Source organism: Clostridium sp. AM43-3BH (genome assembly GCF_003479985.1).
Lineage (GTDB): Bacteria > Bacillota > Clostridia > Lachnospirales > Lachnospiraceae > Otoolea > Otoolea fessa.
Map to the genome: position 1 here is coordinate 73,320 of NZ_QUIH01000004.1, position 25,375 is coordinate 98,694.

Genomic DNA, 25,375 nt, shown 5'->3' on the forward strand with positions numbered 1-25,375 from the left:
AGCGGCAGGAAACAGGCCTTGGCGGGAACAGGATGCGGAAAAATGCAGGCGCTTAAGAACAGCAAACGTGAAGCAGTGGACAGATTGCTTTAATGCTGGTGATATTGCTGCTGTAGAAATTTTCCCAGTATTCCTACTACTTGATATAGCGCCGCAGACATAATACATAAAAGAATAATACTCATCACAACCATATCCATCTGGAATACCTGTGAGCCGTAGATGATCAGATATCCGAGTCCCTGTTTGGCAGCGAGAAATTCACCGATGATGACGCCAACCAGGCAGAGACCGATGTTGACCTTCATGTTGGCGAGAATCAGCGGGATTGAGCCTGGCAGCAGGACTTTGGTTAAAATATGAATCCGGTTTCCTCCGAGGGACCGGATTAATTTGATCTGGTCGGGATCCATCGAGGAAAATCCGTTGTGGAGTGTCAGGATCGAGCCGAAGACAGCGACCGAGATGGAGGCAACGATGATCGTGCGGATGTTGCTCCCAAGCCAGACGATGAGAATCGGGGCGAGGGCGGATTTCGGCAGACTGTTGAGCATGACGAGATACGGCTCCAGAATCTCTGAAAGATTCCGGCTCGACCAGAGGAGAATCGCGCCGATCAGCCCGCAGAGGATGACCAGTGTAAAGCTGATCAGCGTTTCATAGAGCGTCACACCGGTGTGGATGAGGATGCTTTTGTCCTGCATCATCCGCAGGAAACAGCGCACGGTGCGTGACGGGGAACTGAAAATAAACGCGTCGATGAGCCCCAGTCGGGCGCTCATTTCCCAGCATATTAAAAAGAAAACGAATAAGAAAATCCGGCAGAAGAGAACCAGACGGCGCCGATGGAGCTGGCGGCGGAGGTAGGCTTTCTGGGCGGTGGATTCTTTCTTACATTTCATACTTTTTGCCCTCCCCTTGCAGTGTTTTCCATAGTTCATTGAAATAAAGAGAAAAAGCCGGATCATTCCGGCGTTCCAGCGGTCGGTTAGCGGACAGCGGGAAGGTAACCGGCAGGATGCGGCAGATGGTTCCGGGGCGTTTAGTCAGAACCAGGATGCGGTCGGCGGCACTCACGGCTTCGGAGAGGTCGTGGGTGATCAGAATCGCTGTTTTGCGGCTCTCCCGGATGATGGTGCTGATATCGTCGCAGACGGTTAAGCGTGTCTGATAATCGAGCGCCGAAAATGGTTCGTCGAGAAGCAGAAGCTCCGGTTCCAGCGCCAGTGTCCGGATCAGGGCGGCGCGCTGGCGCATTCCACCGGATAGTTCGGAGGGGCGGGAATGCTCAAATTGTTCCAGTCCGTAGATTTTTAAGAGCCGGTGGAGGCGGTCTTCCGCGGCATGATCCATTTTTTTCTGAATTTCCAGCCCGAGGGCAGCATTCTGGATGATCGTCCTCCACTCGAAAAGCTGGTCGCTTTGCAGCATATAACCGATGCGGCACTGGCTTTTCGAGAGCGGAACCCCATTTATAAGAATGGAACCTTCTTCCGGCGGCAGGAGCCCGCTGATTAAGGAGAGCAGCGTGGATTTTCCACAGCCGGACGGTCCGACAATGGCGATAAATTCGCCGGTTTCTACCTGAAATGATATATCAGAAAGGGCTTTCGTCTCCCCAGACATCGTGTGATAGGAATAGGAAAGCCCGGAAACTTCCAGAATGGGCGGCATAAGCAAATACCTGGGTAACTGTGTATCAGTGGGACAGTTACGCTCCTTGAAACATTCTTACTTTATAATATGCGGAAATGAAAAGCCGGGTTACTGTACACGGGTAGGCACTTTTGGAACCGAAAGTGCCGTAAGAAAACGTGGTGGCAGCAGGAATTTGCCGTATTGAAATGCGAAGCCACGGCAAATTCCGTTACTGGACACGTATGCGTGTATAGTAACAAAGCCGGGTTACTGGTTGTGCGAGAAGCGCCTTGCATTGGTTGACCCGTGTGGAAAAGAGATGCTATAATAAAATATAGGTAATTGTGGAGAGAAAAGCGCTTATAGACAGGATACAGGGGGTATTTATGATACGCAGATATACAGTGGCATTGATGCAGATGGATACGCAGAATGATAAAGGGAAAAATCTGGAGACGGCATGCGCCTGGATTGACGAGGCGGCGGCAAGGGGGGCGAAGCTTATTTGTTTCCCGGAGGTGATGAATCTGATCGGGAAAAATATCGGTGAAGGCGGCGGACGCGAGGAAATTCCAGGGTACACGACCGAGCGCCTCTGCGCGAAAGCGAAGGAACACGGCATCTATATTCAAGGGGGCAGTATCACGCAGGCACTTCCGGGGGAAAAGCGATCGGCAAATACGAGTGTGCTGATTTCGCCGGAGGGGAAGATTCTGGCGACATACAGCAAACTGCATATGTTTGACATCACGCTGGCGGACGGCACGCCGTACCGGGAGTCGGACCGGGTCAAACCGGGCGATTCGATTGTGACGGTGGAGACGGAGCTGGGCGTTTTTGGAATGTCGATCTGCTATGATGTGCGTTTTCCGGAGATTTACCGGCTCATGGCGCTTCGCGGGGCGCAGGTTATCTTTGTTCCAGCGAGCTTTACGATGCCGACGGGAAAGGATCACTGGGAGGTTCTTCTGCGGGCGCGGGCGATCGAGAACGGCTGTTACATCGTGGCACCGGGACAGATTGGACAGAAACCGGCGTATGCGGCATACGGCAACAGCCTGGTGGCAGATCCGTGGGGAACGGTGATTGCACGGTCAAAGGATGCACCGGGGATCACCTATGCGGAGATTGATTTAGATTATCTGGAGAAGATACGGAAGCAGATTCCGTCGCTGGAAAACCGGCGGAGTGATTTGTATGAAGTGAGTGAGAAGAAGTAAGGCGTGAATATTTTCAGCCGTCAAAATGGCGTCTGGACGGAAATGAAAAACGGGTGTATTCGGGCAAATGGATAAAAAGGACAGAGAAAAATGGAGTCCAGGGGGGAAAACCATGGTAAAGGTGTTTCTGGTAGAGGATGAGGCGATCATCCGGCGCGGTATCCGGGATAATATTGACTGGGCAAGCCACGGATTTGAATTTGCGGGGGAGGCGGGCGACGGCGAGTACGCGTATCCGCTGATATTGAAGGCACAGCCGGATATTCTGGTGACGGATATCAAGATGCCGTTTATGGACGGGCTGGAGCTGAGCCGCCTGGTGAAAAAGGCGCTTCCGCGCACGCGGATCATCGTGCTCAGCGGCTATAATGAATTTGAATATGCAAAAGAGGCGATCAAGATAGGAATCAGCGATTATCTGCTGAAGCCGGTATCCTCGGCGGGACTCATCGATGCGTTGAAAAAGGCGGCGGACGAGATCCGGGAAGAGCGGGAAAAATCAAAGCTTCTGGAGAGGTATTTTGTCAGCTACGAAAAATATACGGAATTTCTGGATAAAACGGATTACAGCGGTGTTGACCGGAAGCTCATCAACGATTTTTTAAAGCTCGGCTCAGTCGAAGAGTGCAGTCCGTTTGTCGAGGAGTATTTTGCAGCGATCGGTGAACATAATTACAAATCGCTCTTGCTGCGTCAGTATATGACGATGGATATTTTTTACTGTGTGCAGGAGTTTTTGAAGAAATTGAAAGCGGAGCCGCCGGAGGTTTCGGAAAGCGTGGTTGACATAAAACGGGTTCCGAAGGTGATCGAGAGCGTGGAGATGACGAAAGCCTATCTGATTGAGGAGTTTACGGCTGCTCTGCAGGCGCGCGACCGGGCGTCGAACGACCGTTATGGCAGCGTGATCCGGGATGCAAAGGAATATATCCGGGCAAATTTCAGCCAGAGCGACCTGTCGCTGAACCGGATTGCCGTGCACATTGGCGTCAGTCCGAGCTATTTCAGCTCGATTTTCAAGCAGGAGACGGGGCAGTCCTTTGTGGAGTATCTGACGCAGGTGCGGATGGAACGGGCGTGTGAACTTTTGAAATGTACCTCCTACCGGACGTCCGAAATCGGGGAGCAGGTGGGATACAACGATTCACACTATTTCAGCGCGGCATTCAAGAAAGCGATGGGGCAGTCGCCGAAAGAGTATAAGGCGAGCCAGACGCGGCAGGAGTAAGGAAGTTATGTACTCTCGGAGTCTTTCTGCACTTGCTTTTGTGGCTGATTTTCCGCCAGCTGCACCCGAATTTCATCAACGTACGTACCGCGTACGCCTCAGAAATTTGGGCACAACTGACAAAAAATCATCTCACAAAATCAAGCACAGAAAGATTCCGAAAGTACATAGGTGTTCAAAAAGGGAGGAAAGATATGGGAGTGGAGCAGGGGCAGATTGGAAAAACAGAAGGGATGGCAGAGGTAAACAAAAATCAGGATCCGGGCGCGGATTCATTATCCGCTGCCCGTCCATATCGCCCTCTTTCTCTCCGCGCCCGTCTGATCCTTCTCCTCTTCGTGATTGCCATTCCATTAACAGGCATGGCGCTCGGGTTCCAGAAGATGATCGCTTCCTATTCTGCTTCCTACGACGCGATTCTGGCAAATCTCAAGACGGCGAATGAGTACAACATAAAGTTTAAATCGGATATGGAGTATTCGATGTACCGTGTTATGATCGGGCTGATTGACGCGGAACAGTTCGAAAATGGAGATATTGTCGAGGGCGAGACGAAGTATGCGACGGTGGTCAAGAATCCCCACAGCCTGATTGCGTCGGCAAGACAGGCGTTCGGAACGACGATCGAGCGGGAACCGGGGTCGGACTGTGATATCAAGATAAGAGGTATCCTCTCCTGTCTGGATTCCCTGGAGCGGGCAGTGGATAAAATGATTGGAAATGCCGCCGCCGGTGGATATTACGATGAAAATGTCAATATCTGGGAGAATGACATCCAGGGTCTGTGCTCGATGATTCAGGATTACATCACGCAGTATACCTATTATGAGATGATCAACATGGAGCAGCTTCAGAAAGAGCTGAAGGTGCAGATGGCGGATCAGGTGCAGAGCTATCTGGCGCTTCTTCTGGTGGTGCTGGTGGTCGGTATGTTTCTGGCAGTCACGATCACGAAATCCATCACGGAACCGCTGCAGCAGTTACAGAGGACGGCAGAACAGCTCGGTCGCGGGAACCTGAATGCGAGGGCGAGAACGGGCGGATTGGAAGAGATCAACGTGCTGGCACGGGCGTTTAACCAGATGAGCGACCGCATCCGGCGGCTGCTTGATAAGACGAGGCAGGAGCAGAAGAACCTGCGGGAGCTGGAGCTGCGCCTCCACCAGGAGCAGATCAGTCCCCATTTCCTCTATAATACACTTGATTCGATCGTATGGATGGCAGAGGGCGGCAACAACCGCCAGGTCGTGGAGATGACGACGGATTTAAGCGACTTTTTTCGCACGGTTTTATCGGGCGGGCGCGATTTTATCACGATCGAGGAGGAAGAATCACACATCCGGAGCTATTTAAAGATTCAGAAGATCCGGTACGAGGACATTCTCGACTATTCGATCGAGATCGAGCCGTCCATCCGGCACCGGATTGTGCTGAAAATGCTGCTGCAGCCGCTGGTGGAAAATGCCCTCTACCACGGCATCAAAAATAAGCGCGGCGGCGGATGCATTGTGCTCCGCGGCTATGAGGATCGGAATGGGCTTGTCTTTGAGGTGGAGGACGATGGGATTGGCATGGATGAGGCGGAGCTTGCCGCCGTGCGCGCCAAGCTGACACTGGAGCCGGAAGAGGAACTTGCCCCCATCGGCAGCGGCGGATTTGGGTTACATAATGTGGTGCAGCGGATTCAGATGTATTATGGCGATCAGGCTGAGATCCTGGTTGAATCTGAAAAGAATATCGGCACCTGCTTTAAGGTTTATTTGGGAAATCAAAAAAAATCATAACTTTTTCGAAAAAAATTGTAATTTTTTAAAGACATACCCGGAAAAACACAGAAAACGACAAACATCGCAAAAAAATAATATACCTTTTTCCAAAGATGCCCCGTATCCATGATGCGGGGTACTTTGTTATAATAAATACGCAAAAACAAATATATTGGGTCTTATAAGGAGGAAACAGTATGAGAAAAAGATTAGTGTCCGCAGCTTTAGCAGCAGCAATGGCGTTATCCATGACCGCTTGTACAAGCAATCCGGCTGAGAAAGAGACGGAGGCAGCAGCTCCGGCTGATACAGAGGCAGCAGAAGAGGGTGAAGAGAAAGAAGCGGCAGCAGACGGCGATCTGATTACCGTAGGTTATGCACAGGTTGGTGCTGAGTCTGACTGGAGAACAGCCAACACCGAATCTTTCAAATCTACATTTACTGAGGAAAATGGTTACAAACTGATTTTCGACGATGCACAGCAGAAACAGGAAAATCAGATTAAGGCAATCCGTTCTTTCATCCAGCAGGGTGTTGACTACATTGTAGTTGCTCCGGTTGTTGAGACTGGATGGGAGACCGTTCTGGAAGAAGCAAAAGAGGCTGGTATCCCGGTTATCCTTTCTGACCGTCAGATGCAGCTTTCTGATGACAGCCTGTATGAGGCATGGGTAGGCGGAAACTTCGTAAAAGAAGGCGAGACCTGCGGCGACTGGCTGGCTAAATACTTAGAGGATCAGGGACGCGGCGACGAAGAGATCAACATGGTTACCATTCAGGGTACCATCGGTGCATCCGCACAGGTTGGTCGTACGGAAGGTATGGATAACAAGCTGAAAGAGCACTCCAACTGGAAGATGCTTGACAGACAGTCTGGTGAGTTTACCCAGGCAAAAGGACAGGAAGTTATGGAGTCCTTCTTAAAGAGCTATGATGACATCGACGTTGTTATCTGTGAGAATGATAACGAGGCATTTGGTGCCATCGATGCTATCAAGGCAGCAGGCAAGACCTGTGGTCCGGACGGCGACATCATCGTTGTAAGTTTTGACTCCGTAAAGGCAGCTTTCGAGTCCATGATCGCTGGCGACTTAAACGCAACCTTCGAGTGCAACCCGCTTCATGGTCCGCGTGTAGCTGAAATCATCCAGAAACTGGAAAAAGGCGAAGAGGTTGAGAAGATTCAGTACGTAGACGAAGCATACTTCGATACAAGCATGGATCTGGAAGAAATCTTAAAGACAAGAGCTTACTAATTCGCTTTTGAATGGTATTTTTAAATGTTAATAATCGGACAGGCAATCGCTTTTGACCGTAAGTGAATGAGTGTCAGACCGGAGGTTTCGGCGGACGGCAGGCACTTGGCAATCAGGAGGCGCGGGGCTGGAGGCTTAGGTTTCCGTCCCTGCGCTTTCTTTTTCAAAAAATAAGGAGGCAAAGCTTTTATGGAAAAGGATTCCGTTCTTGAGATGAGGCATATTTATAAGACATTCCCGGGTGTAAAAGCTCTGCAGAATGTGGATTTTACCTTAAAAAAAGGCGAAATTCATGCCCTGATGGGGGAAAATGGCGCAGGAAAATCCACGCTGATCAAAGTCCTGACGGGTGTAGAGGAGTTTGAAACAGGGGAAATCATGATAGACGGCTGCGATCATGCGATCATCAACCGCAGCCCGCAGGAGGCACAGAACCGGGGCATCAGCACCGTGTATCAGGAAGTCAATCTCTGTCCGAACTTGACGGTTGCAGAGAATCTGTTTATCGGACGCGAACCGCGAAAAGGCGGATTGATTGACTGGAAAACAATGAATAAAAAGGCCAGCAAACTGCTGCAGGACCTTGACATACATGCAGATGTAACACAGACGATCGACAATTATTCGATTGCAATTCAGCAGATGATAGCGATCGCCCGTGCAGTCGATATGTCGGCAAAGGTATTGATTCTTGATGAGCCGACCTCCTCCCTCGATGATGGAGAGGTAGAAAAGCTCTTTAATCTGATGCGCCGCCTGAAATCCGAAGGCGTCGGCATCATATTCGTTACACATTTCCTGGAGCAGGTGTATGCAGTCTGCGATAAGATCACCGTTCTTCGGAATGGGCAGTTGGTAGGACAATTTACGACGGCGGAGCTTCCGAGAGTCCAGCTGGTTGCCAAGATGATGGGAAAGGATTTCGATGATCTGGCAGCGATCAAGGATTCCAAGAGTGAGGAGAAACACGGCGAAGCGGACATCGTCATCAAGGCGGTGGGACTCGGAAAGAAAGGATACATAAAGCCGTTTGATCTGGTGATTCACAAGGGTGAAGTCGTCGGATTTACCGGGCTTCTGGGTTCGGGACGTTCTGAGACGGTCCGTGTTCTCTATGGAGCGGAAAAGCCGGATGAGGGCGAGCTGAGTGTCAAGGGAAGACCGATCGCGGCGCGCCACCCGCTGATTTCGATGAATGCCGGCATGGCATATCTGCCGGAGGATCGGAAAAACGAGGGTATCATCTCGGATCTATCCGTGCGTGAGAACCTGATCATGGCACTTCAGGCAAAACGCGGTATGTTCCACCTGCTCAGCCGCAAGCAGCAGGAAGAATTTACCGATAAATACATTGATATGCTGCAGATTAAGACCGCCAGCCGTGAGACACCGATCAAATCACTCTCCGGCGGCAACCAGCAGAAGGTAATCATCGGACGCTGGCTTCTGACCAACCCGGATTTCCTGATTCTGGACGAGCCGACCCGTGGCATCGACGTCGGAACCAAGACAGAGATTCAGAAACTGGTCGTAAAACTGGCAGAACAGGGCATGGCAGTCGTGTTTATTTCTTCCGAGATCGAGGAGATGCTCCGTACCTGCGATCGCATGGTCGTTATGCGTGATGGTGCAAAGGTAGGAGAACTTTCCGAGGATGAGATGAACCAGTCCAACATCATGTCAACCATTGCAGGAGGACAGTAGCTATGAAAAATATGACGTTCAAAAAAATTACCTCGCAGAGGCTGTTTCTCCCGATTTTCTGCCTTGCGCTGGTATTGCTGGTAAATATCGTCACGACGCCGAACTTCTTCGCGATCGAGGTGCGGAACGGCGTTCTCTACGGATACTTAATCGATATCATCAACCGTGCGTCAGAGCTGGTGATTCTGGCAGTCGGCATGACGCTTGTCGTATCGTCCTCCGCTGGAACGGATATTTCCGTCGGCGCGATCATGGCGGTCAGTGCGGCAGTCTGCTGCAACCTCTTAACCGGCGGCGAGCGCGCAGCAACTGCATATGCCAATCCGCTGATTCTTGGCTTCCTGGCAGCGCTCATCGTCGGCGCGGCGATTGGCTGCTTCAACGGTTTTCTGGTTGCAAAGTTAAACATCCAGCCGATGGTAGCGACTCTTATCATGTTTACCGCCGGGCGCGGTATCGCCCAGCTGATCACGGATGGACAGATCACATACGTGCGCGTGGACAGCTACCGTACCCTGGGCGCTTCCCTTCCGGGATTCCCGGTTCCGACCCCGTTTATCGTGGCGGTCGTCGTTGTGGCGCTGACTTCATTACTCTTGAAGAAAACGGCACTGGGTATGTACATCCAGTCGGTCGGTATCAATAAACGGGCGTCCCAGCTTGTCGGCATCAAGTCGGTTATGATTATTTTCCTCACCTACGCGTACTGTGGACTCTGTTCCGGTCTTTCCGGTCTGATTGCTTCCAGCCGTATCTACTCGGCGGATGCGAATAACATCGGTCTTAATATGGAACTGGATGCGATCCTGGCAGTTGCCATCGGCGGAAACTCCCTCGGCGGCGGTAAATTCTCGCTGGCAGGTTCCGTCATCGGCGCGTATACAATTCAGGCGCTGACGACCACCCTGTATGCGATGCACGTATCCTCGGATCAGGTTCCGGTTTACAAGGCGATCGTGGTTGTCATCATCGTAGCACTCCAGTCTCCGGGATTTGCTAGATGGAGAAAATCCCTGGCACAGAAAAAAGAACTGAGCGCGGCAGGAAAGGAGGCGGCATAAATCATGAAAGAAAAGAAGAAATTAAATCAGAACACGTTCCTGCTTCTTGTCACGATCCTGCTGTTCTTCGTGATGTACGCGATCGGCTGCGTGCTCTTTAATGCACAGGGCTTTGCCAAGACACAGAACTTCTTAAACCTCTTTATTTCCAATGCGGGTCTGATTGTCATCGGTATCGGCATGACGATCGTCATGATCACCGGCGGTATCGATATCAGCGTCGGTTCCTTCGTGGCGATGGGCTGTATGATGTTGGCATGGATGATGGAAAAAGGCGGTATCGGTGCGGTTCCGGCGGTTCTCATCGTGCTGGTGACCGGGATTGTCTTTGGTCTGGTACAGGGATTCCTGGTTGCCTACATGGATATCCAGCCATTCATTGTTACCCTGGCGGGTATGTTCTTTGCCCGCGGCATGACTGCGATCATTTCCAAGGACATGATCAGTATTACGAATGAAACTTTCATGGCATGGGCGAAGATGAAACTTTATATTCCGTTCGGCGGCTATCTCAACAAAAAAGGCATGATGATTTATCCATATATCTATCCGACGGTTGTGATTGCGCTGGTTCTTCTGGTTCTGGCATTTATCATGCTGAAATATACGAAATTTGGACGCAGCATTTATGCGATCGGCGGCAACGAGCAGTCAGCGCTGATGATGGGCTTAAATGTGCGCCGGGTAAAACTGAAAGCCTATATCCTGGACGGTTTCCTTTGCGGCGTCGGCAGTGTCCTGTTCTGTCTGAATACGCTGGGCGGCTTCGTTGAGCAGGCAAAGGGCTTCGAGATGGATGCGATAGCTTCCTCTGTTATCGGCGGCACGCTCTTGACCGGCGGCGTCGGTAATGTATTCGGAACCCTGTTTGGCGTCCTTATCAAGGCGACGATCGAGGCATTTATCACTTTCCAGGGAACACTTTCTTCCTGGTGGACCCGTATCACGATCGCGGCGCTTTTATGCTTCTTCATCGTGCTTCAGTCGATCCTTGCGATGGTAAAGAAGAAAAAGTAGAAATTCTCTTCCGGAGACAGACAAACCGGCATGAATGTCTGGTATGACAGCATCAAGATAGAACAGTCAAAATGACGGGAAATATCCATGCAAAGAGAGAGAAGACATCTGAAAAAAGTACAGTACATATCAGAAACAATATAAAGCTGTATTTTCTTGATTCGACATAATTCGAGAGAAAATCAGCAATCCTATACATGATGCATAAATGTTTAGCGAAAACAGCCGCTTTAATTTATGCATCATTTGTATTTCTGCTAAAATAATGTCAAAATCAGACGTTAAATTTATAACAATATACAAAATAAAATACAACTTTATGAAAAAATGATCTTGTATTTACTTGCACAATTTGTCCTGGATTGTTATAATAAAGTTACAAAAAGTTGTGAAAAGCAACAAAGCAGTGCGGCTGGGGTGCCGCTTGCAAAGAAAATTTTATGGGAGGTAGTTAGAATGAAAAAAATGTTCAAACGTGCCGCTGCATCCGTGACAGCAGCAGCGATGGCAGTGGGCATGACCGCATGCGGCGGCTCTGGAGCAGCAAATGCGACACAGGCAGCAGATGCTTCTGCAGCAGAAGGAAGCGAGGCAGCAGCTTCGACGATCGACAACAAAGACATTAAGATCGGTGTTTCCATCTGGTCCTCCACCGATGTACTTGGTTCCCAGTGCAAGCTGATCATCGACGAGGCAGCAAAGGCTCTGGGCGTTCAGGTTCAGTACGTTGACCAGGGTCATGTGTCGGAGAAGGTTACCGCATCCGTAGAGCAGTTAGCAGCAGCAGGATGCCAGGGTATCATCATCTGCAACTCTTCTGATACAGAGATGACATCCGCTATTAAGACATGTAATGACAATAAAGTATATCTGGCACAGTTCTTCCGTGTTATCAGCCAGGAGAACAGCAAGGATATCTATGATTTAGCAACCGCATCACCATACTACATCGGCGCTGTTCATGAGAACGAGCCGGAGAACGGTGAAAAATTAGTTCAGATTCTTCTGGACAAGGGCGACAGAAACATCGGTCTGATCGGCTGGGAGCAGGGCGACGCTACCTGGCTTGGCAGATGGGAAGGCTACAAAGCTGGTGTTGAGAAATGGAACGCAGAGCATCCGGATGATCAGGCAAAACTGTCTGAGCCGCAGTACGCAGGTACTTCTTCTGAGGGTGGTTCCAAGGCAGCAGAGGCTCTGATGTCCGCAGATCCGACTCTGGATGCACTGATTCCGGCAGGCGGCGGCGGTGACCCGCTTCAGGGCGCTATCGCAGCAGTTGAGCGCGCAGGCAAGACTCAGGATATCGACATCGTTTCCACGGACTTCCTTCCGGATCTGGGCGAGAGACTTGAAAATGGTTCTATGGCCGGTGAGTCCGGTGGACATTACTGCGATCCGCTTATCGCTTTCATGATGGTTTACAACGCAATCAAGGGCAACTACACAGGTATCGAGGGTAACTTCGAGGATGTTCCGTTCCCGTATCTGTATGTATCTTCTCCGGACGACTACAAAGCATATGAGCAGTACTTCGTAGATCAGCTTCCATACACCGATGAGGAACTGGTAGCTATGTCCGAGCTTAGCCTGGATGACCTGAAAGCAACTGCAGCTGGTATCTCCATCGAGGATGCTGCACAGAGAGCAGGCAACTAATTAGTTCAGAAACTGATTCAAATTATAGAATTTTAAGAGGCTGAATGTAATAGAAAAGGCCGGTATCGCACGGCGCGATGCCGGTCTTTTCTTTAAAAGAAAAAAGAAACTGAGCAGTTATGAATGAGGTATAAAATATGGGTTCTTCTGTTGTTGAAACAACCGGAAAGAAAAAACTTTCGGGAACTGCCAAGGGTTATATCATCCTGGTGGGTCTGGTAGTGCTTTCCTGGGCGATTTTTAAAGTTCTGACGCCGGGCAATTTTGGTTCTCCGGCCAATATGCTGAGTTATTTTCAGGCCAGCCTGATCGCGACGGTTGGCGCTGTTGGTTTTTACTTTGTTATGGTTATGGGTATGTTCGATTTCTCCATCGGCGCGAACATCATGCTTTCAGCGATTGTAGGCTGTGTATTTGCCTCTCGTTTCGGCATGGGATATGCCGGTCTTATCATCGGTAGCGTGCTGACTGGTACGATTGTCGGTCTTTTAAACGGTATTTTTTATGTAAAACTTCGTATCCCGTCCATGATTGTAACAACGGGTCTGGCTCTTATCTATGAGTCGGTTGCCAACTACATTGCAGGCGGCGTGGAGCAGACGCTTCCGTCCAACCTCCGTGCATTCGGACAGATGCCGTGGAACATTATTCTGGCACTTCTGGCATGTGTGGCAGCTTACATTTTCTTAAATTATACAAAGATTGGTACGTATACATATGCGATCGGCAGCAACGAGTTCGTAGCGAAAAACATGGGTATCAATGTTAATAAGTACAAAGTACTTGCATTTATCTTAAGCGGCGCATTTTTAGGCGTTATGGCGATTTTAACGATCAGCTACGGTTCCTCCATGGTAGCGGTAACCGGTATGGCGTCGATGAGCCGTAACTTCGTTCCGACGATGGGATGCTTCTTCGGTCTGGCGTTTAAGAAATATGGCATGCCGCTGCAGGCGATCGTCATCGGCGAGTTTGTTATCAACATTATTTTCTTTGGTTTCATCGCGATGGGCGCACCGACAGCGATCCAGGACGTTATCACGGGTCTGGCACTGTTAATTATCATCACGCTGACCACAAAAGCAGAAAAAGGCGAGATTGTCAAGTAAATCGAGGGAGGAAATGCAATGAGCGAGGTAAGATTACAGGTAAAAAATCTTTGCAAGTCCTTCGGTATCACGAAGGCAGTTCAGAATGTGTCTTTTAATGTCAATAAAGGCGAGGTTCACGCGCTGATCGGAGAGAATGGTTCCGGTAAATCGACGCTGACCAACATGCTGACCGGCATCTACAGTATCGGAAGCGGTACCTTCATTCTGGATGGGAAAGAGATTCATCCGAAGAATCAGGTAGAAGCCAACAACGAGGGTGTTTCTATTATCGTACAGGAGTTAGGAACCCTGTCGGGACTTACAGTAGCGGAAAATATATTCCTGGGACACGAAGATCAGTTCGTACATATGGGAATTAAAAATACAAATGCCATGAATAAAAAGGCGACGGAGCTTCTGAAACAGTACGGCTTCGAGCGTATCAAGGCGGCAGACATTATCGACAACTACAATTTCGAGGACCGGAAGCTGGTCGAGATCGTAAAGGCAACCTACTTCAATCCGAAGATTGTTGTCATCGATGAGACGACCACGGCACTTTCCCAGGAAGGCCGTGAAGAACTTTACAAACACATGAACCGCATCCGTGAGAGCGGCAACACGGTTATCTTTATCTCCCATGACCTTCCGGAGATTCTGGAGAAGTCAGATACCATCACGATCCTGCGCGACGGCGTTTACATTGATACCGTCAAGAGCAAGGATGTGACCGAGGACGATCTGAAACGTCTGATGGTAGGCCGTGAGGTAACCGGTGATTATTACCGTGCAGATTACGGCGAGAAGGTATCAGATGAAGTTGTTCTTTCTGTTAAGAACGTGACGGTTCCGGGACTCATCGAGGATGTCAGCTTTGATCTTCACAAGGGCGAGATCCTTGGCTTTGGCGGTCTGTCCGAGTCCGGTATGCATGAGATCGGCAAAGCAATCTTCGGCGCTTCCTATGACAGAACCGGTACGGTACAGCTGGCAGACGGAACGCAGATCAACGATATCCCGGGCGCGATCAAGCACAGCATCGCGTATACGTCGAAGGATCGTGATAATGAGTCGGTCGTTTTAAACCAGAGCATCGGCGACAACATCTGCCTGCCGTCCCTGGATTCGCTGGCAAACAAGCTTCACCTGTTGAGCGATAAGAAATTAAGAGAATTTTCCAACCAGTTTGCAAAACAGATGTCCGTTAAGATGGTAAACGTAAACCAGTTCGTTTCGGAGCTTTCTGGTGGTAATAAGCAGAAGGTCGTTCTGGCAAGATGGATTGGAAAAGATTCCGATATTGTCGTTCTCGACAGTCCGACCCGTGGTATTGATATTAAGGTTAAACAGGACATTTACCAGTTAATGAACCAGATGAGAAAGAACGGAAAATCGATTATCATGATTTCCGAGGAGCTGATGGAGCTGATTGGTATGTGCGACCGCATCATTATCATGAAGGACGGCAAGATCAGCGGTGAGCTGGAGCGTGATGAGGCGATGGATGAGAACAGCCTGATCACGATGATGGTATAAGGAGGATGCAATGGAGAATCAAGTTAAGACAAGTACGGAAAATAAAGAGCAGCAGCTCAAAAAGTTATCAAAAATGACGATGATCCGTTCGCTTCTGCCGATTGCGGGACTGATTATCATCTTTCTTATGTTCAATGCCCTGACGAATTTCCGGATGATGAATAACCTTCCTCTGGTACTTTCCCAGGTGTATGTCACCATGATTTCGGCAACCGGCGTATTCTTTATCATGACGATGGGCGGTCTGGATTTCTCCCAGGGTTCCATCCTTGGTATTGCATCGATTGTTGTCTGCATGGTTTCCAAGACCAGCATTCCACTGGCGATTGTGGCAGGTATCGCGGTTGGTGCAGCGATCGGTGCCATCAACGGTTACTTCTATGTATACCGCAAGATTAAATCCTTCATCGTTACGATTTGTACGATGTTCTTATTCCGTGGATTTATCAAATATCTGACGACCAACGCGCCGGTAGCCGGCTCTGCGATGTTAATCAACTTCGACAGCACTGAATTAAAGCTGGCTTGTACGTTGGTGGTCCTGATTATCGGATTTATTTTATTCCGCTTTACCAAGTTTGGTACTTATTTAAAGGCGATCGGAGCAGGTGAGAAAGCAGCGATGTTCTCCGGCATCCGTACCGACCGCATGAAGTTCCTTATCTATACACTGGCAGGTGCGATCACAGGATTTGCCGCATTTATCAATGTTATCAAGGTTGGTTCGGTTACTTCTTCCGGTGGTAACCAGCTTGAGACCCAGATCCTGATTGCACTGGTACTGGGCGGTATGCCGATTTCCGGTGGTGCGAAGGTACGTTTTGAGAATATCATCGTTGGTTCTCTTCTGTACATCGTCCTGAACAGTGGTCTGACGATGATGGGCTTTACCACACAGATGATGCAGCTCATCCAGGGTGTTGTATTCCTGATATTCGTAGCTGTATTCGCAGACCGTCAGTCTCTGCAGGTTATCAAATAGGACAGACAAAAGCGACATCTGGAGGTTACAGTATGAGGGAGAACAGCAGCCGGAATCAGGGTGGACTTAAATATCAGAAGCTCTACAACTGGGGTCGGACGCTGATTATGAGCGGGGTGCTCCGGAATATGGACAAGTTTCCATCCGAGCATATGCTCCAGAATAAATTTGGATACTCCCGCCAGACGGTCCGCAACGCGCTCGACCGCCTGGAGCAGGACGGGCTGATTGCCCGGGTCAAGGGAAGCGGCACATACGTTTCCTATGCGCCGGAGAAGGATAAGGAAGAACGTCCCCGCATCGGACTGATTCTCAGTTATTTTTCAGATTACCTGTTTCCACAGGTGTACGAGGGAATCGAGTCCGTCCTGCGGGAGGAAGGTTATGAGATCAGCGTTTCGGTCACGCGTAACCGCTTAAATGATGAGGCCCTGTATCTCAAGGGGATGCTGGGGCGCAATGTGTCCGGACTCATCATTGAGGGGACGCGTTCCAGTTTCCCGAATCCGAATCTGCGGCTTTACAAGGAGATACGGCGGAGAAATATTCCGACGCTGTTTATTCACAATCATTACCAGAATGAGACGTTTGACAGCGTGGAGATGTCGGATGCGCGCGCGGGCTATGAGTTGACGCGGATTTTGATACAGAACGGACATACCCGGATCGGCGGTATTTTCAAATACGATGACTGGCAGGGGATCGAGCGTTACCGCGGCTTTATCGAGTGCCTGTCGGATTTCGGGATCGATTTCCAGGAGGACTGGATCCGTTGGTATTCGACCCGGGATATGGAAGAAAAATTAAGCAAAAAAGGACTCCAGCGGATGTACCGCCGGACGAAGGACTGTACCGCGATGATCCTCTACAACGACGAGGTGGCGGGCAGCTATATGGATTTTTTAAAGGACCGCGGACTGCGCGTGCCGGAAGATATTTCCCTGGTATCGTTTGATGATGCCGGACCGGTGCAGGAGGGGGATCTCACGATCTTGTCCGTGATTCATCCCAAGTACAATCTTGGGCGGCTGACAGCGCGCAATCTTCTGCGGATGATAGAGGATTCGGATTGGCAGGAAAAGAAGTATTCGTACCGGTTTCCGGTGATGTTTAACAACGGAAATTCGGTTCGGGATATACATTGAAAATGACAAGGAGGCAGATTAAAATGAAAAAGTTATACTTTATTGTGGGTTCCCAGGACTTATACGGAGAGGAATGCCTGAAACAGGTTGCAGAAGACAGCCGTCAGATGGTTGCATTCTTAAACGAAAAAGTGGGCGATCTGGCAGAGATCGAACTTCTTCCAACCGTAGAGACTTCTGAAATCTGTATTCAGGATATGCGGAAAGCTTCCAATGATGATGACTGTGTCGGCGTTATCACATGGATGCACACCTTCTCCCCTGCAAAAATGTGGATCAAGGGTCTGCAGGAATTAAGAAAACCGCTGCTTCATTTACATACACAGGCAAATGAGAAGCTTCCGTATGATGAGATCGACATGGATTTCATGAACCTGAACCAGTCCGCACATGGCGACCGTGAGTACGGCTTCATCGTTGCCAGAATGGGTATTCCGCATGAGGTTGTAGCTGGATATTACAAGCATGATGAGGTAGTAGCAAAGATTCGCCAGTTTGCATCCGTAGCAAAGGCAATCGCCTACTCCAAGTCCCTGAAGGTAGCTTCTTTCGGCAACAATATGCGTCATGTAGCGGTTACTGACGGTGACCGTGTAGAGAGCCAGATCAAATACGGCTGGGAGTGTAACTATTACGCACTGGGCGATCTGGTTGACATCATCAACCAGGTAACCGAGGAAGAGATCGACGCGAAGATGAAAGAGTATACCGATAAGTATACAATGAAGACCGACCGCATTGATTCTGTCCGCGAGCAGGCTAAATATGAAGTGGGTCTGGAAAAATTTCTCTCCGCGAACGGAATCGGCGCATTCGCTGATACATTCCAGGATCTGCACGGCTTAAAGCAGCTTCCGGGTATCGCAGCACAGAACCTGATGGGCAAAGGCATCGGCTTTGGTCCGGAGGGCGATTACAAGATTTCCGCTCTGTCTGCAGTCCTGATGAAGATGTCCGAGGGCAAAGAGGGAGCAACCGGATTTATCGAGGATTATACCTACGATCTGACTCCGGGACAGGAGTTAGAGTTAGCTTCCCATATGCTGGAGGTTCCGCCGGCATTTGCAGCAACCAAACCGGAGATCGATGTAATTCCGCTGGGTATCGGCGGCAAGGAAGATCCGGCAAGACTGATTTTCGACGGCGTGACCGGCGATGGTATCCAGGTAACGATGGTAGATATGGGCGATCATTTCCGCATCATCTGTGCAGATATCGAGCTTGTAAAACAGCCGAAACCGATGCCAAAACTTCCGGTAGCGAGAATTATGTACCGTCATAAACCGAACTTCCAGATCGGTACGGCTGCATGGTGCTACGCAGGCGGCGCTCATCACTCCGTTGTATCTACCGCTCTGACGAGAGATGACATAGCTATGTTCGCGCGTCTGACCGGTACCGAGTTAATTACAATCGGCGAGGATACGACAGAGGCTGATTTACAGAAATTCTTTATGAAATAATAGGGCGTTTGAAAGATAAAAATTTTTGAAAAAGACGTAACTGCATAAGTTTTTGCCACAACTGTGAAAATAGAATAGTTATGAATGACGGGGCGTGCCGCAGCCAAGGGGATGATAATTCCGGCGGCGGTGCGCCTTTTTGCTACAATGAGGAGGATGGATATGGCCCGCAGTGCGGAAGAGATCAAGAAAGACATAGAGAGTGGAAATACAGCGCTCGGAATTGAATTTGGTTCGACCCGAATCAAGGCAGTATTGACGGACGGCACGACCGCGCCGATCGCGCAGGGGAGCTATGAGTGGGAAAATCGTCTGGAAAATGGTATCTGGACCTATTCCCTGGAAGATATCTGGAAGGGCTTAAAGGACTGCTATGCGGATCTGGCTGCCGATGTGAAGAACCAATACGGTTTAACGCTTAAAAGGGTTGGTGCGATGGGCGTCAGCGCTATGATGCACGGCTATATGGCGTTTGATGCGGACGGAAAGCTGCTCGTTCCGTTCCGTACCTGGAGAAATACGATGACCGCCGAGGCAGCAAGACGCCTGACAGACCTGTTTAACTACAATATCCCGCAGAGATGGAGTATTGCACACCTGTATCAGGCAGTGATCAACGGCGAGGAGCACGTATCCCACGTGCATTTTCTGACCACTTTAGCCGGATATGTACATTGGAAACTGACTGGCAAGCAGGTACTTGGCGTCGGCGATGCTTCGGGTATGTTCCCGATCGACCCGGCAACCGGACAGTATGATGCTGAAATGCTGGATAAATTCGAAGAAATAATGGTTCCGAAGGGATATCCGTGGAAGCTGCGCGACCTTCTGCCGGAGGTTCTGAGCGCTGGCGATGAGGCGGGAACGCTGACTGAGGAAGGCGCGAAGCTGCTGGATGAGAGCGGCAATCTGGAAGCTGGCATTCCGCTGTGCCCGCCGGAGGGCGATGCAGGAACCGGTATGACTGCAACCAATAGTGTGGCGGTCCGCACCGGTAACGTATCTGCCGGAACCTCCGTATTTGCAATGGTTGTTCTGGAAAAGACTCTGGAGACGGTTCACCAGGAGATTGACATGGTAACTACGCCGGACGGTCATCTGGTCGGCATGGTCCACTGCAACAACTGTACCTCCGATCTGAATGCCTGGGTAGGTCTGTTTGAAGAGTTCTATGAGCTGATGGGTCAGAAAACAGACCGCAACACCCTGTTTGGAACCCTGTACCGCAAGGCGCTTGAGGGCGATGAAGACTGCGGAGGACTGATGTCCTACTGCTACCTTTCCGGCGAGCCGATCACCGACTTCGAGGAGGGACGCCCGCTGTTTATGCGCCGTCCCGACAGCAAGCTGGGACTGGCAAATTTCATGCGTACCCATTTATATAGTTCCCTGGCAACCCTGAAATATGGTCTGGACATTCTGTTCAAGGAAGAGCACGTGACACTGGATAAACTGATGGGTCATGGCGGATTCTTCAAGACCAAGGGTGTTGGACAGCGTATCATGGCGGCAGCTGCTGATGTGCCGGTATCCGTTATGGAGACAGCTGGTGAGGGCGGTGCCTGGGGTATCGCGGTTCTGGCGGCATACCGCAAGGATAAGAAGCCGGGACAGAGCTTGTCCGATTACTTAAATGAGCAGGTATTTGCAGATGCAAAGGCGGAGACGATGGAGCCGGATGCAAAGGATGTCGAGGGCTTCAATGCGTTTATGACAAGCTATATCAATGGTCTGGCTGCCGAGAGAGGCGCCGTAGAAGGAAGGTTTTAATCGATGCTGGAAGAATTAAAAAAAGAAGTATACGAAGCCAATATGCTGCTTCCGAAATACGGTCTGGTTACCTTTACCTGGGGCAATGTTTCCGGGATTGACCGTGAGAAGGGGCTGTTTGTCATCAAACCGTCTGGCGTGGACTATGACAAACTGACGCCAGATGATATGGTTGTCATGGATCTGGAAGGAAACCGCGTTGAGGGAACGCTGAATCCGTCCTCTGATACAAAAACTCACCTGATTCTTTATAACCGTTTTCCGAAGATCGGCGGCGTGGTTCACACGCACAGCCCGTGGGCGACTTCCTGGGCGCAGGCGGGACGCGACATTCCGTGCTACGGAACGACCCATGCAGATTATATCTACGGTTCCGTTCCATGCGCGAGAAACTTAAATGAGGAAGAATTAAAGAATTATGAGTGGAACACAGGCGTGCTGATCGCAGATTTGTTTGAGGAGAGGAAGCTCGACCCGATGGCGGTGCCATGTGTGCTCTGCAAGAACCATGGACCGTTTACTTGGGGCAAGGATGCCCATGAGGCGGTTCACAACGCGGTTGTACTCGAGGAGGTTGCCAAGATGGCGGCGCGCTGCGAGATGATCAATCCGGATGTGAAGGAAGCGCCGCAGTGCCTGCAGGATAAACATTATCTGCGCAAGCATGGCCCCGGGGCGTATTACGGACAAGGGAATTTGTAGTTACTGGGCACGTATGCGTGAACAGTAACAATTTGTAAAATATAGATTCAAGTATGGAAATAGATGGGACAAGTATGGTATACTTATGTATAGCAGATATAGGAGATACTGGCTATCTATCTTATAAAAATTAGGAGGATATGGGAAATGAAATTTTTTATTGATACCGCGAATGTTGATGAGATCCGTGAAGCGAATGATATGGGTATTATCTGTGGCGTTACCACAAACCCGTCTCTGATTGCAAAAGAAGGCCGTGATTTTAATGAGGTTATCAAAGAGATCACCAGCATTGTAGACGGACCGATTTCCGGTGAGGTTAAGGCTACGACTGTGAAGGCAGAGGATATGATCGCTGAGGGCCGTGAGATCGCTAAGATTCATCCGAACATGGTTGTTAAAATCCCGATGACTACCGAGGGCTTAAAGGCTGTGAAAGCTCTGTCCGCTGAGGGCATCAAGACCAACGTAACCCTGATCTTTTCTGCCAACCAGGCACTTCTGGCTGCAAGAGCAGGCGCTACATACGTTTCTCCGTTCTTAGGCCGTCTGGATGACATCTCCACCAACGGTACAGACCTGATTTACGATATCGTAGAGATCTTTGACAATTATCCGGAGATTTCCACCGAGATTATCTGTGCTTCCACCAGACATCCGATGCACATCATCGAGTGCGCGAAGGCTGGTGCTGACATCGCAACTGTTCCGTTCAAGGTTCTGATGCAGATGGTAAAACACCCGCTGACCGATGCTGGTATCGAGAAATTCAAAGCAGATTATGAGGCTGTATTCGGTAAATAAAGAGAAACAATAGGAAATACCTCTTGAACTTCCGAAAAAAGCATGTTATACTAGGTACGATAACATAATAGACTGACTGGAAAGAGTGGACAAAAAAGTCCACTCTTTCTAATTTCATAGAAAGGTGGTGGGGGTGTGGCAAAGGGAGAGCAGTACGAAGCACGGGTAGAGGCGTGGATCACGCCGGTTCTGGAGCAGCATCAGTTTGAGCTGGTTGATGTGGAGTATGTCCGCGAGGTCGGCGTCTGGTATCTGCGGTGCTACATTGACAAAGAGGGCGGTATTACCGTTGATGACTGCGAGGTAATCAGCCGTCTGCTTGGTGAATGGCTGGATAAGGAAGATTTCATCGAGGACAGCTATATACTGGAGGTGAGTTCTCCGGGACTGGGACGTCCTCTGAAGAAAGAGAAAGATTTTGCAAGAAGCATCGGCAAAGATGTGGAGATCCGCCTGTATAAAGCGATCGACAAACAGAAGGAATTTACAGGAACGCTTACGTCCTATGACGCAGATTCTGTGACAATCACGATGGAGGACGGCAGCGAGCGTACATTTGAAAAATCAGAGATTGCTTTGATTCGTTTAGCCTTTGATTTTTAGACGGTAGGAGGAGATAAAATAAAATGAATAAAGAGTTGATTGAGGCAATAAATCTGCTGGAAAAAGAAAACAATATCAGCAAAGATGTTCTTTTAGAAGCAATTGAAAATTCTCTGCTGACAGCATACAAAAACAATTATGGCCGGGCAGATAATGTCAAGGTAAACATCAACCGTGAAACAGGAGATTTTTCCATCGTGGCAGAGCGTGAGGTTGTGGAGACCGTAGAGGATCCGATGACCCAGGTAAGCCTGGCAGAGGCAAAGCTCTTAAACAGCAAGTATGAGCTGGGCGACATCGTTCAGTTCTCTGTCAATTCCAAGGAGTTTGGACGTATCGCCGTTCAGAACGCGAAGAATGTTATCTTACAGAAGCTTCGTGAGGCAGAGCGCAACGCCCTGTATGAGGAGTGGCACTGCAGAGAAAAAGATATCGTAACGGGTATCGTACAGCGCTATGTAGGACGCAACATCAGCATCAACTTAGGCAAGATCGACACGATCTTGAACGAGAGTGAGCAGGTAAAGGGCGAGGTATTCAAACCGACCGAGCGTATCAAACTGTATGTCATCGAAGTAAAAGAGACACAGCGCGACCCGCGTATTACCGTATCCAGAAGCCATCCAGATCTGGTAAAACGCCTTTTTGAGTCTGAGGTTGCCGAGGTCCGAGACGGTACCGTAGAGATCAAGGCGATCGCACGTGAGGCAGGTTCCCGTACGAAGATGGCAGTCAGCTCCAACGACCCGAACGTCGATCCGGTCGGTGCATGTGTCGGCTTAAACGGCGCGCGTGTCAGCGCGGTTGTCAATGAGCTGCGCGGTGAGAAGATCGATATCATCAACTGGGATGACAACCCTGCATTCCTGATTGAGAACGCGTTAAGCCCGGCAAAGGTTATCCTGGTTGCAGCAGATGAGGAAGCACGCGAGGCACAGGTGATCGTTCCGGATTACCAGCTTTCCCTGGCAATCGGTAAAGAGGGTCAGAATGCACGCCTGGCAGCCCGCCTGACCGGCTTCAAGATCGATATCAAGAGCGAGACACAGGCAAGAGAGTCCGGTCTTTTAGATGAGCTTGAGAGCGGTTATGAGGAAGGCTTCGAGGGCTACACCGATGACCCGCTGATCAGCGTGGCAGAGGAAGACGCAGCCGAGGCAGCAGAAAATGAGGCGGCTGAGGGCACAGAAGAGCCGGCAGCGGAGCAGGAATAATCCTGACAGATAATGTGCGGGGATGCTGATTTCGGGCGGAACGAGCAGATTTGGCAGAAAGAAAGCAGCAGAACCGGGATTTGACAGAAATGGAAGTGATAGACAGTGGGAGCAAAGAAAGTGCCGCTCAGACAGTGCATCGGATGCGGAGAAATGAAGAGCAAAAAAGAAATGATCCGCGTTTTAAAGACAGCCGACGATACGATCGAGATTGACGCGACAGGCCGTAGGAATGGACGCGGCGCCTACCTCTGTCCTTCGATGGACTGCTGGAAAAAGGCGGTAAAGAGCAAAGGACTGGAGCGGTCGCTCAAGATGGCGATTCCGAAGGAAGTCTATGAGGCGCTGGAAAAGGAGATGGAGCAGTTTGGAGAATCGTAAAAAGGTGCTGAATCTTCTGGGACTGGCGACGCGCGCCGGTAAGACGGCAAGCGGCGAGTTCATGACCGAGAAAGCGATCAAGAGTGGAAAAGCGTATCTGGTGATCGTGTCAGAAGAAGCGTCGGATAATACAAAAAAGATGTTTGAAAATTCATGTGCATACTACAAGGTTCCCGTGTACCAGTTCGGCATGAAAGAAGAGCTGGGACACGCGATGGGAAAAGAGATGAGAGCGTCTCTGGCCGTTTTGGATTCCGGTTTTGCAAAGGCGTTAAGAGAGAAGTTAGATGATTAACGCTTTTCTGGGCAGGCTCTTTTAGGAGCTTATGCAGAACGGGAAGGCAGTGCCGGAACGGAGGTAGCAAAACATGAGGGTTAATGAGTTGTCAAAACAGATTGGCAAATCAAATAAAGAAGTTTTAGAGATACTGCAGAAAAATCATTTTGACGTAAAAAGCCATTCTTCCAAGGTGACGGAGGAACAGGCAGAAGCAGTCAGATATTTCCTTGCAGGAGCAAAGAGACAGACGACAGCGTCAAAGACAGATACAGGAAAGGCGGAAACAAATCGAGTGGAAGATATAAAGAAAGAGCCGTTAGAGGCAGAGAAGAAAGAGGCGGAGAAGACAACTGAGCCGCCGAAAAAGCGGATTGCAGCGGTTTATCGTCCGCAGAACAGCGTACAGAGAGGAAGCCGTCCGGCAGGCAAGGCCAATACAGGAAACGCAGCCAAGACCGGCGCGCCGGCAAGCCGTCCGGCAGCAGCAAGTGCAGAGCAGACCGCAGAGCCGGCTAAGAGCGCAGCTCCAGCGGAGAACCGTGATGGACAGAGAAGTGGCTATCAGGGAAACCGCGACGGACAGAGAAACGGCGGCTATCAGGGAAACCGTGACGGACAGAGAAGCGGCTATCAGGGAAACCGCGATGGACAGAGAAGCGGCGGCTATCAGGGAAACCGCGATGGACAGAGAAGCGGCGGCTATCAGGGAAACCGTGACGGACAGAGAAGCGGCTATCAGGGAAACCGTGACGGACAGAGAAGCGGCGGCTATCAGGGAAACCGCGACGGACAGAGAAGCGGCGGCTATCAGGGAAACCGTGACGGACAGAGAAGCGGCGGCTATCAGGGAAACCG

Annotated in this window: 23 protein-coding genes; 21 read left to right on the forward strand and 2 right to left on the reverse strand. The window is 50.0% G+C overall.

Annotated elements, in window-relative coordinates; genetic code table 11:
- Window positions 1-89: 89 nt before the first annotated feature.
- Both DW931_RS07820 and DW931_RS07825 read right to left on the reverse strand, forming a co-directional pair.
- Window positions 90-902, reverse strand: coding sequence for an ABC transporter permease (locus tag DW931_RS07820; RefSeq protein ID WP_118468306.1), 813 nt, complete (start codon window positions 900-902; stop codon window positions 90-92).
- Entirely contained in the window at window positions 892-1,674 is a 783-nt protein-coding gene (locus DW931_RS07825; protein WP_118481902.1) for an ABC transporter ATP-binding protein, read from the reverse strand. The genes DW931_RS07820 and DW931_RS07825 overlap by 11 nt, the downstream gene beginning before the upstream one ends.
- A 350-nt stretch (window positions 1,675-2,024) precedes the next feature.
- Between DW931_RS07825 and DW931_RS07830 the strand changes: the two genes are divergently transcribed.
- The 21 genes from DW931_RS07830 to DW931_RS16210 form a co-directional block, all read left to right on the forward strand.
- Window positions 2,025-2,858 carry a carbon-nitrogen hydrolase family protein gene (locus DW931_RS07830; RefSeq protein WP_118481903.1) on the forward strand — a complete coding sequence of 278 codons (834 nt, stop codon included), beginning with the start codon at window positions 2,025-2,027 and terminating at the stop codon, window positions 2,856-2,858.
- Between the two features lie 112 nt (window positions 2,859-2,970).
- The gene (locus tag DW931_RS07835) at window positions 2,971-4,086 is read left to right on the forward strand and encodes a response regulator (protein ID WP_118481904.1); all 1,116 of its coding nucleotides are present in this window, start codon (window positions 2,971-2,973) and stop codon (window positions 4,084-4,086) included.
- A 194-nt stretch (window positions 4,087-4,280) separates the two neighbouring features.
- The gene (locus tag DW931_RS07840) at window positions 4,281-5,870 is read left to right on the forward strand and encodes a sensor histidine kinase (RefSeq protein ID WP_118481905.1); all 1,590 of its coding nucleotides are present in this window, start codon (window positions 4,281-4,283) and stop codon (window positions 5,868-5,870) included.
- A gap of 179 nt (window positions 5,871-6,049) precedes the next feature.
- Window positions 6,050-7,108: an ABC transporter substrate-binding protein gene (locus tag DW931_RS07845; RefSeq protein ID WP_117796237.1), complete on the forward strand. Its 1,059-nt coding sequence runs from the start codon at window positions 6,050-6,052 to the stop codon at window positions 7,106-7,108.
- 189 nt (window positions 7,109-7,297) lie between these two features.
- The gene (locus DW931_RS07850) at window positions 7,298-8,812 is read left to right on the forward strand and encodes a sugar ABC transporter ATP-binding protein (RefSeq protein WP_117796236.1); all 1,515 of its coding nucleotides are present in this window, start codon (window positions 7,298-7,300) and stop codon (window positions 8,810-8,812) included.
- 2 nt (window positions 8,813-8,814) lie between these two features.
- Entirely contained in the window at window positions 8,815-9,873 is a 1,059-nt protein-coding gene (locus DW931_RS07855; protein WP_117796235.1) for an ABC transporter permease, read from the forward strand.
- Window positions 9,874-9,876: 3 nt separating this feature from the next.
- Window positions 9,877-10,890, forward strand: coding sequence for a sugar ABC transporter permease YjfF (locus DW931_RS07860; protein ID WP_117796234.1), 1,014 nt, complete (start codon window positions 9,877-9,879; stop codon window positions 10,888-10,890).
- A 456-nt stretch (window positions 10,891-11,346) separates the two neighbouring features.
- Window positions 11,347-12,549, forward strand: a complete 1,203-nt coding sequence (locus DW931_RS07865) for a sugar ABC transporter substrate-binding protein (protein ID WP_118481906.1) — start codon at window positions 11,347-11,349, stop codon at window positions 12,547-12,549.
- Window positions 12,550-12,686: 137 nt separating this feature from the next.
- Window positions 12,687-13,658 (forward strand): ABC transporter permease, encoded by a 972-nt coding sequence (locus DW931_RS07870; RefSeq protein ID WP_022358935.1) that lies wholly within the window; start codon window positions 12,687-12,689, stop codon window positions 13,656-13,658.
- An 18-nt stretch (window positions 13,659-13,676) separates the two neighbouring features.
- Window positions 13,677-15,176: a sugar ABC transporter ATP-binding protein gene (locus DW931_RS07875; protein WP_022358936.1), complete on the forward strand. Its 1,500-nt coding sequence runs from the start codon at window positions 13,677-13,679 to the stop codon at window positions 15,174-15,176.
- Between the two features lie 10 nt (window positions 15,177-15,186).
- Window positions 15,187-16,158 carry an ABC transporter permease gene (locus tag DW931_RS07880; RefSeq protein WP_107000586.1) on the forward strand — a complete coding sequence of 324 codons (972 nt, stop codon included), beginning with the start codon at window positions 15,187-15,189 and terminating at the stop codon, window positions 16,156-16,158.
- 32 nt (window positions 16,159-16,190) lie between these two features.
- Window positions 16,191-17,303, forward strand: coding sequence for a GntR family transcriptional regulator (locus DW931_RS07885; protein WP_107000585.1), 1,113 nt, complete (start codon window positions 16,191-16,193; stop codon window positions 17,301-17,303).
- 23 nt (window positions 17,304-17,326) lie between these two features.
- Complete coding sequence (araA, locus tag DW931_RS07890; protein ID WP_118481907.1) at window positions 17,327-18,766, forward strand: L-arabinose isomerase; 1,440 nt, start codon at window positions 17,327-17,329, stop codon at window positions 18,764-18,766.
- Between the two features lie 162 nt (window positions 18,767-18,928).
- Window positions 18,929-20,536, forward strand: a complete 1,608-nt coding sequence (locus DW931_RS07895; protein ID WP_118468292.1) for an FGGY-family carbohydrate kinase — start codon at window positions 18,929-18,931, stop codon at window positions 20,534-20,536.
- A 3-nt stretch (window positions 20,537-20,539) separates the two neighbouring features.
- Window positions 20,540-21,238: an L-ribulose-5-phosphate 4-epimerase gene (locus tag DW931_RS07900; protein ID WP_107000582.1), complete on the forward strand. Its 699-nt coding sequence runs from the start codon at window positions 20,540-20,542 to the stop codon at window positions 21,236-21,238.
- A gap of 147 nt (window positions 21,239-21,385) precedes the next feature.
- A complete protein-coding gene (gene fsa, locus DW931_RS07905) occupies window positions 21,386-22,042 on the forward strand; it encodes a fructose-6-phosphate aldolase (protein WP_107000581.1) in 657 nt (218 codons plus the stop codon).
- Window positions 22,043-22,177: 135 nt separating this feature from the next.
- Window positions 22,178-22,645 carry a ribosome maturation factor RimP gene (gene rimP / locus DW931_RS07910; RefSeq protein WP_118468290.1) on the forward strand — a complete coding sequence of 156 codons (468 nt, stop codon included), beginning with the start codon at window positions 22,178-22,180 and terminating at the stop codon, window positions 22,643-22,645.
- A gap of 23 nt (window positions 22,646-22,668) precedes the next feature.
- Window positions 22,669-23,859 carry a transcription termination factor NusA gene (gene nusA / locus DW931_RS07915; RefSeq protein WP_118468288.1) on the forward strand — a complete coding sequence of 397 codons (1,191 nt, stop codon included), beginning with the start codon at window positions 22,669-22,671 and terminating at the stop codon, window positions 23,857-23,859.
- A 105-nt stretch (window positions 23,860-23,964) separates the two neighbouring features.
- Window positions 23,965-24,240 (forward strand): YlxR family protein, encoded by a 276-nt coding sequence (locus DW931_RS07920; RefSeq protein ID WP_117796229.1) that lies wholly within the window; start codon window positions 23,965-23,967, stop codon window positions 24,238-24,240.
- Window positions 24,227-24,535: a ribosomal L7Ae/L30e/S12e/Gadd45 family protein gene (locus DW931_RS07925; RefSeq protein WP_107000578.1), complete on the forward strand. Its 309-nt coding sequence runs from the start codon at window positions 24,227-24,229 to the stop codon at window positions 24,533-24,535. The genes DW931_RS07920 and DW931_RS07925 overlap by 14 nt, the downstream gene beginning before the upstream one ends.
- 73 nt (window positions 24,536-24,608) lie before the next feature.
- On the forward strand, window positions 24,609-25,375 hold a 767-nt coding region (locus DW931_RS16210), incomplete at its 3' end, for a translation initiation factor IF-2 N-terminal domain-containing protein (RefSeq protein WP_243036930.1).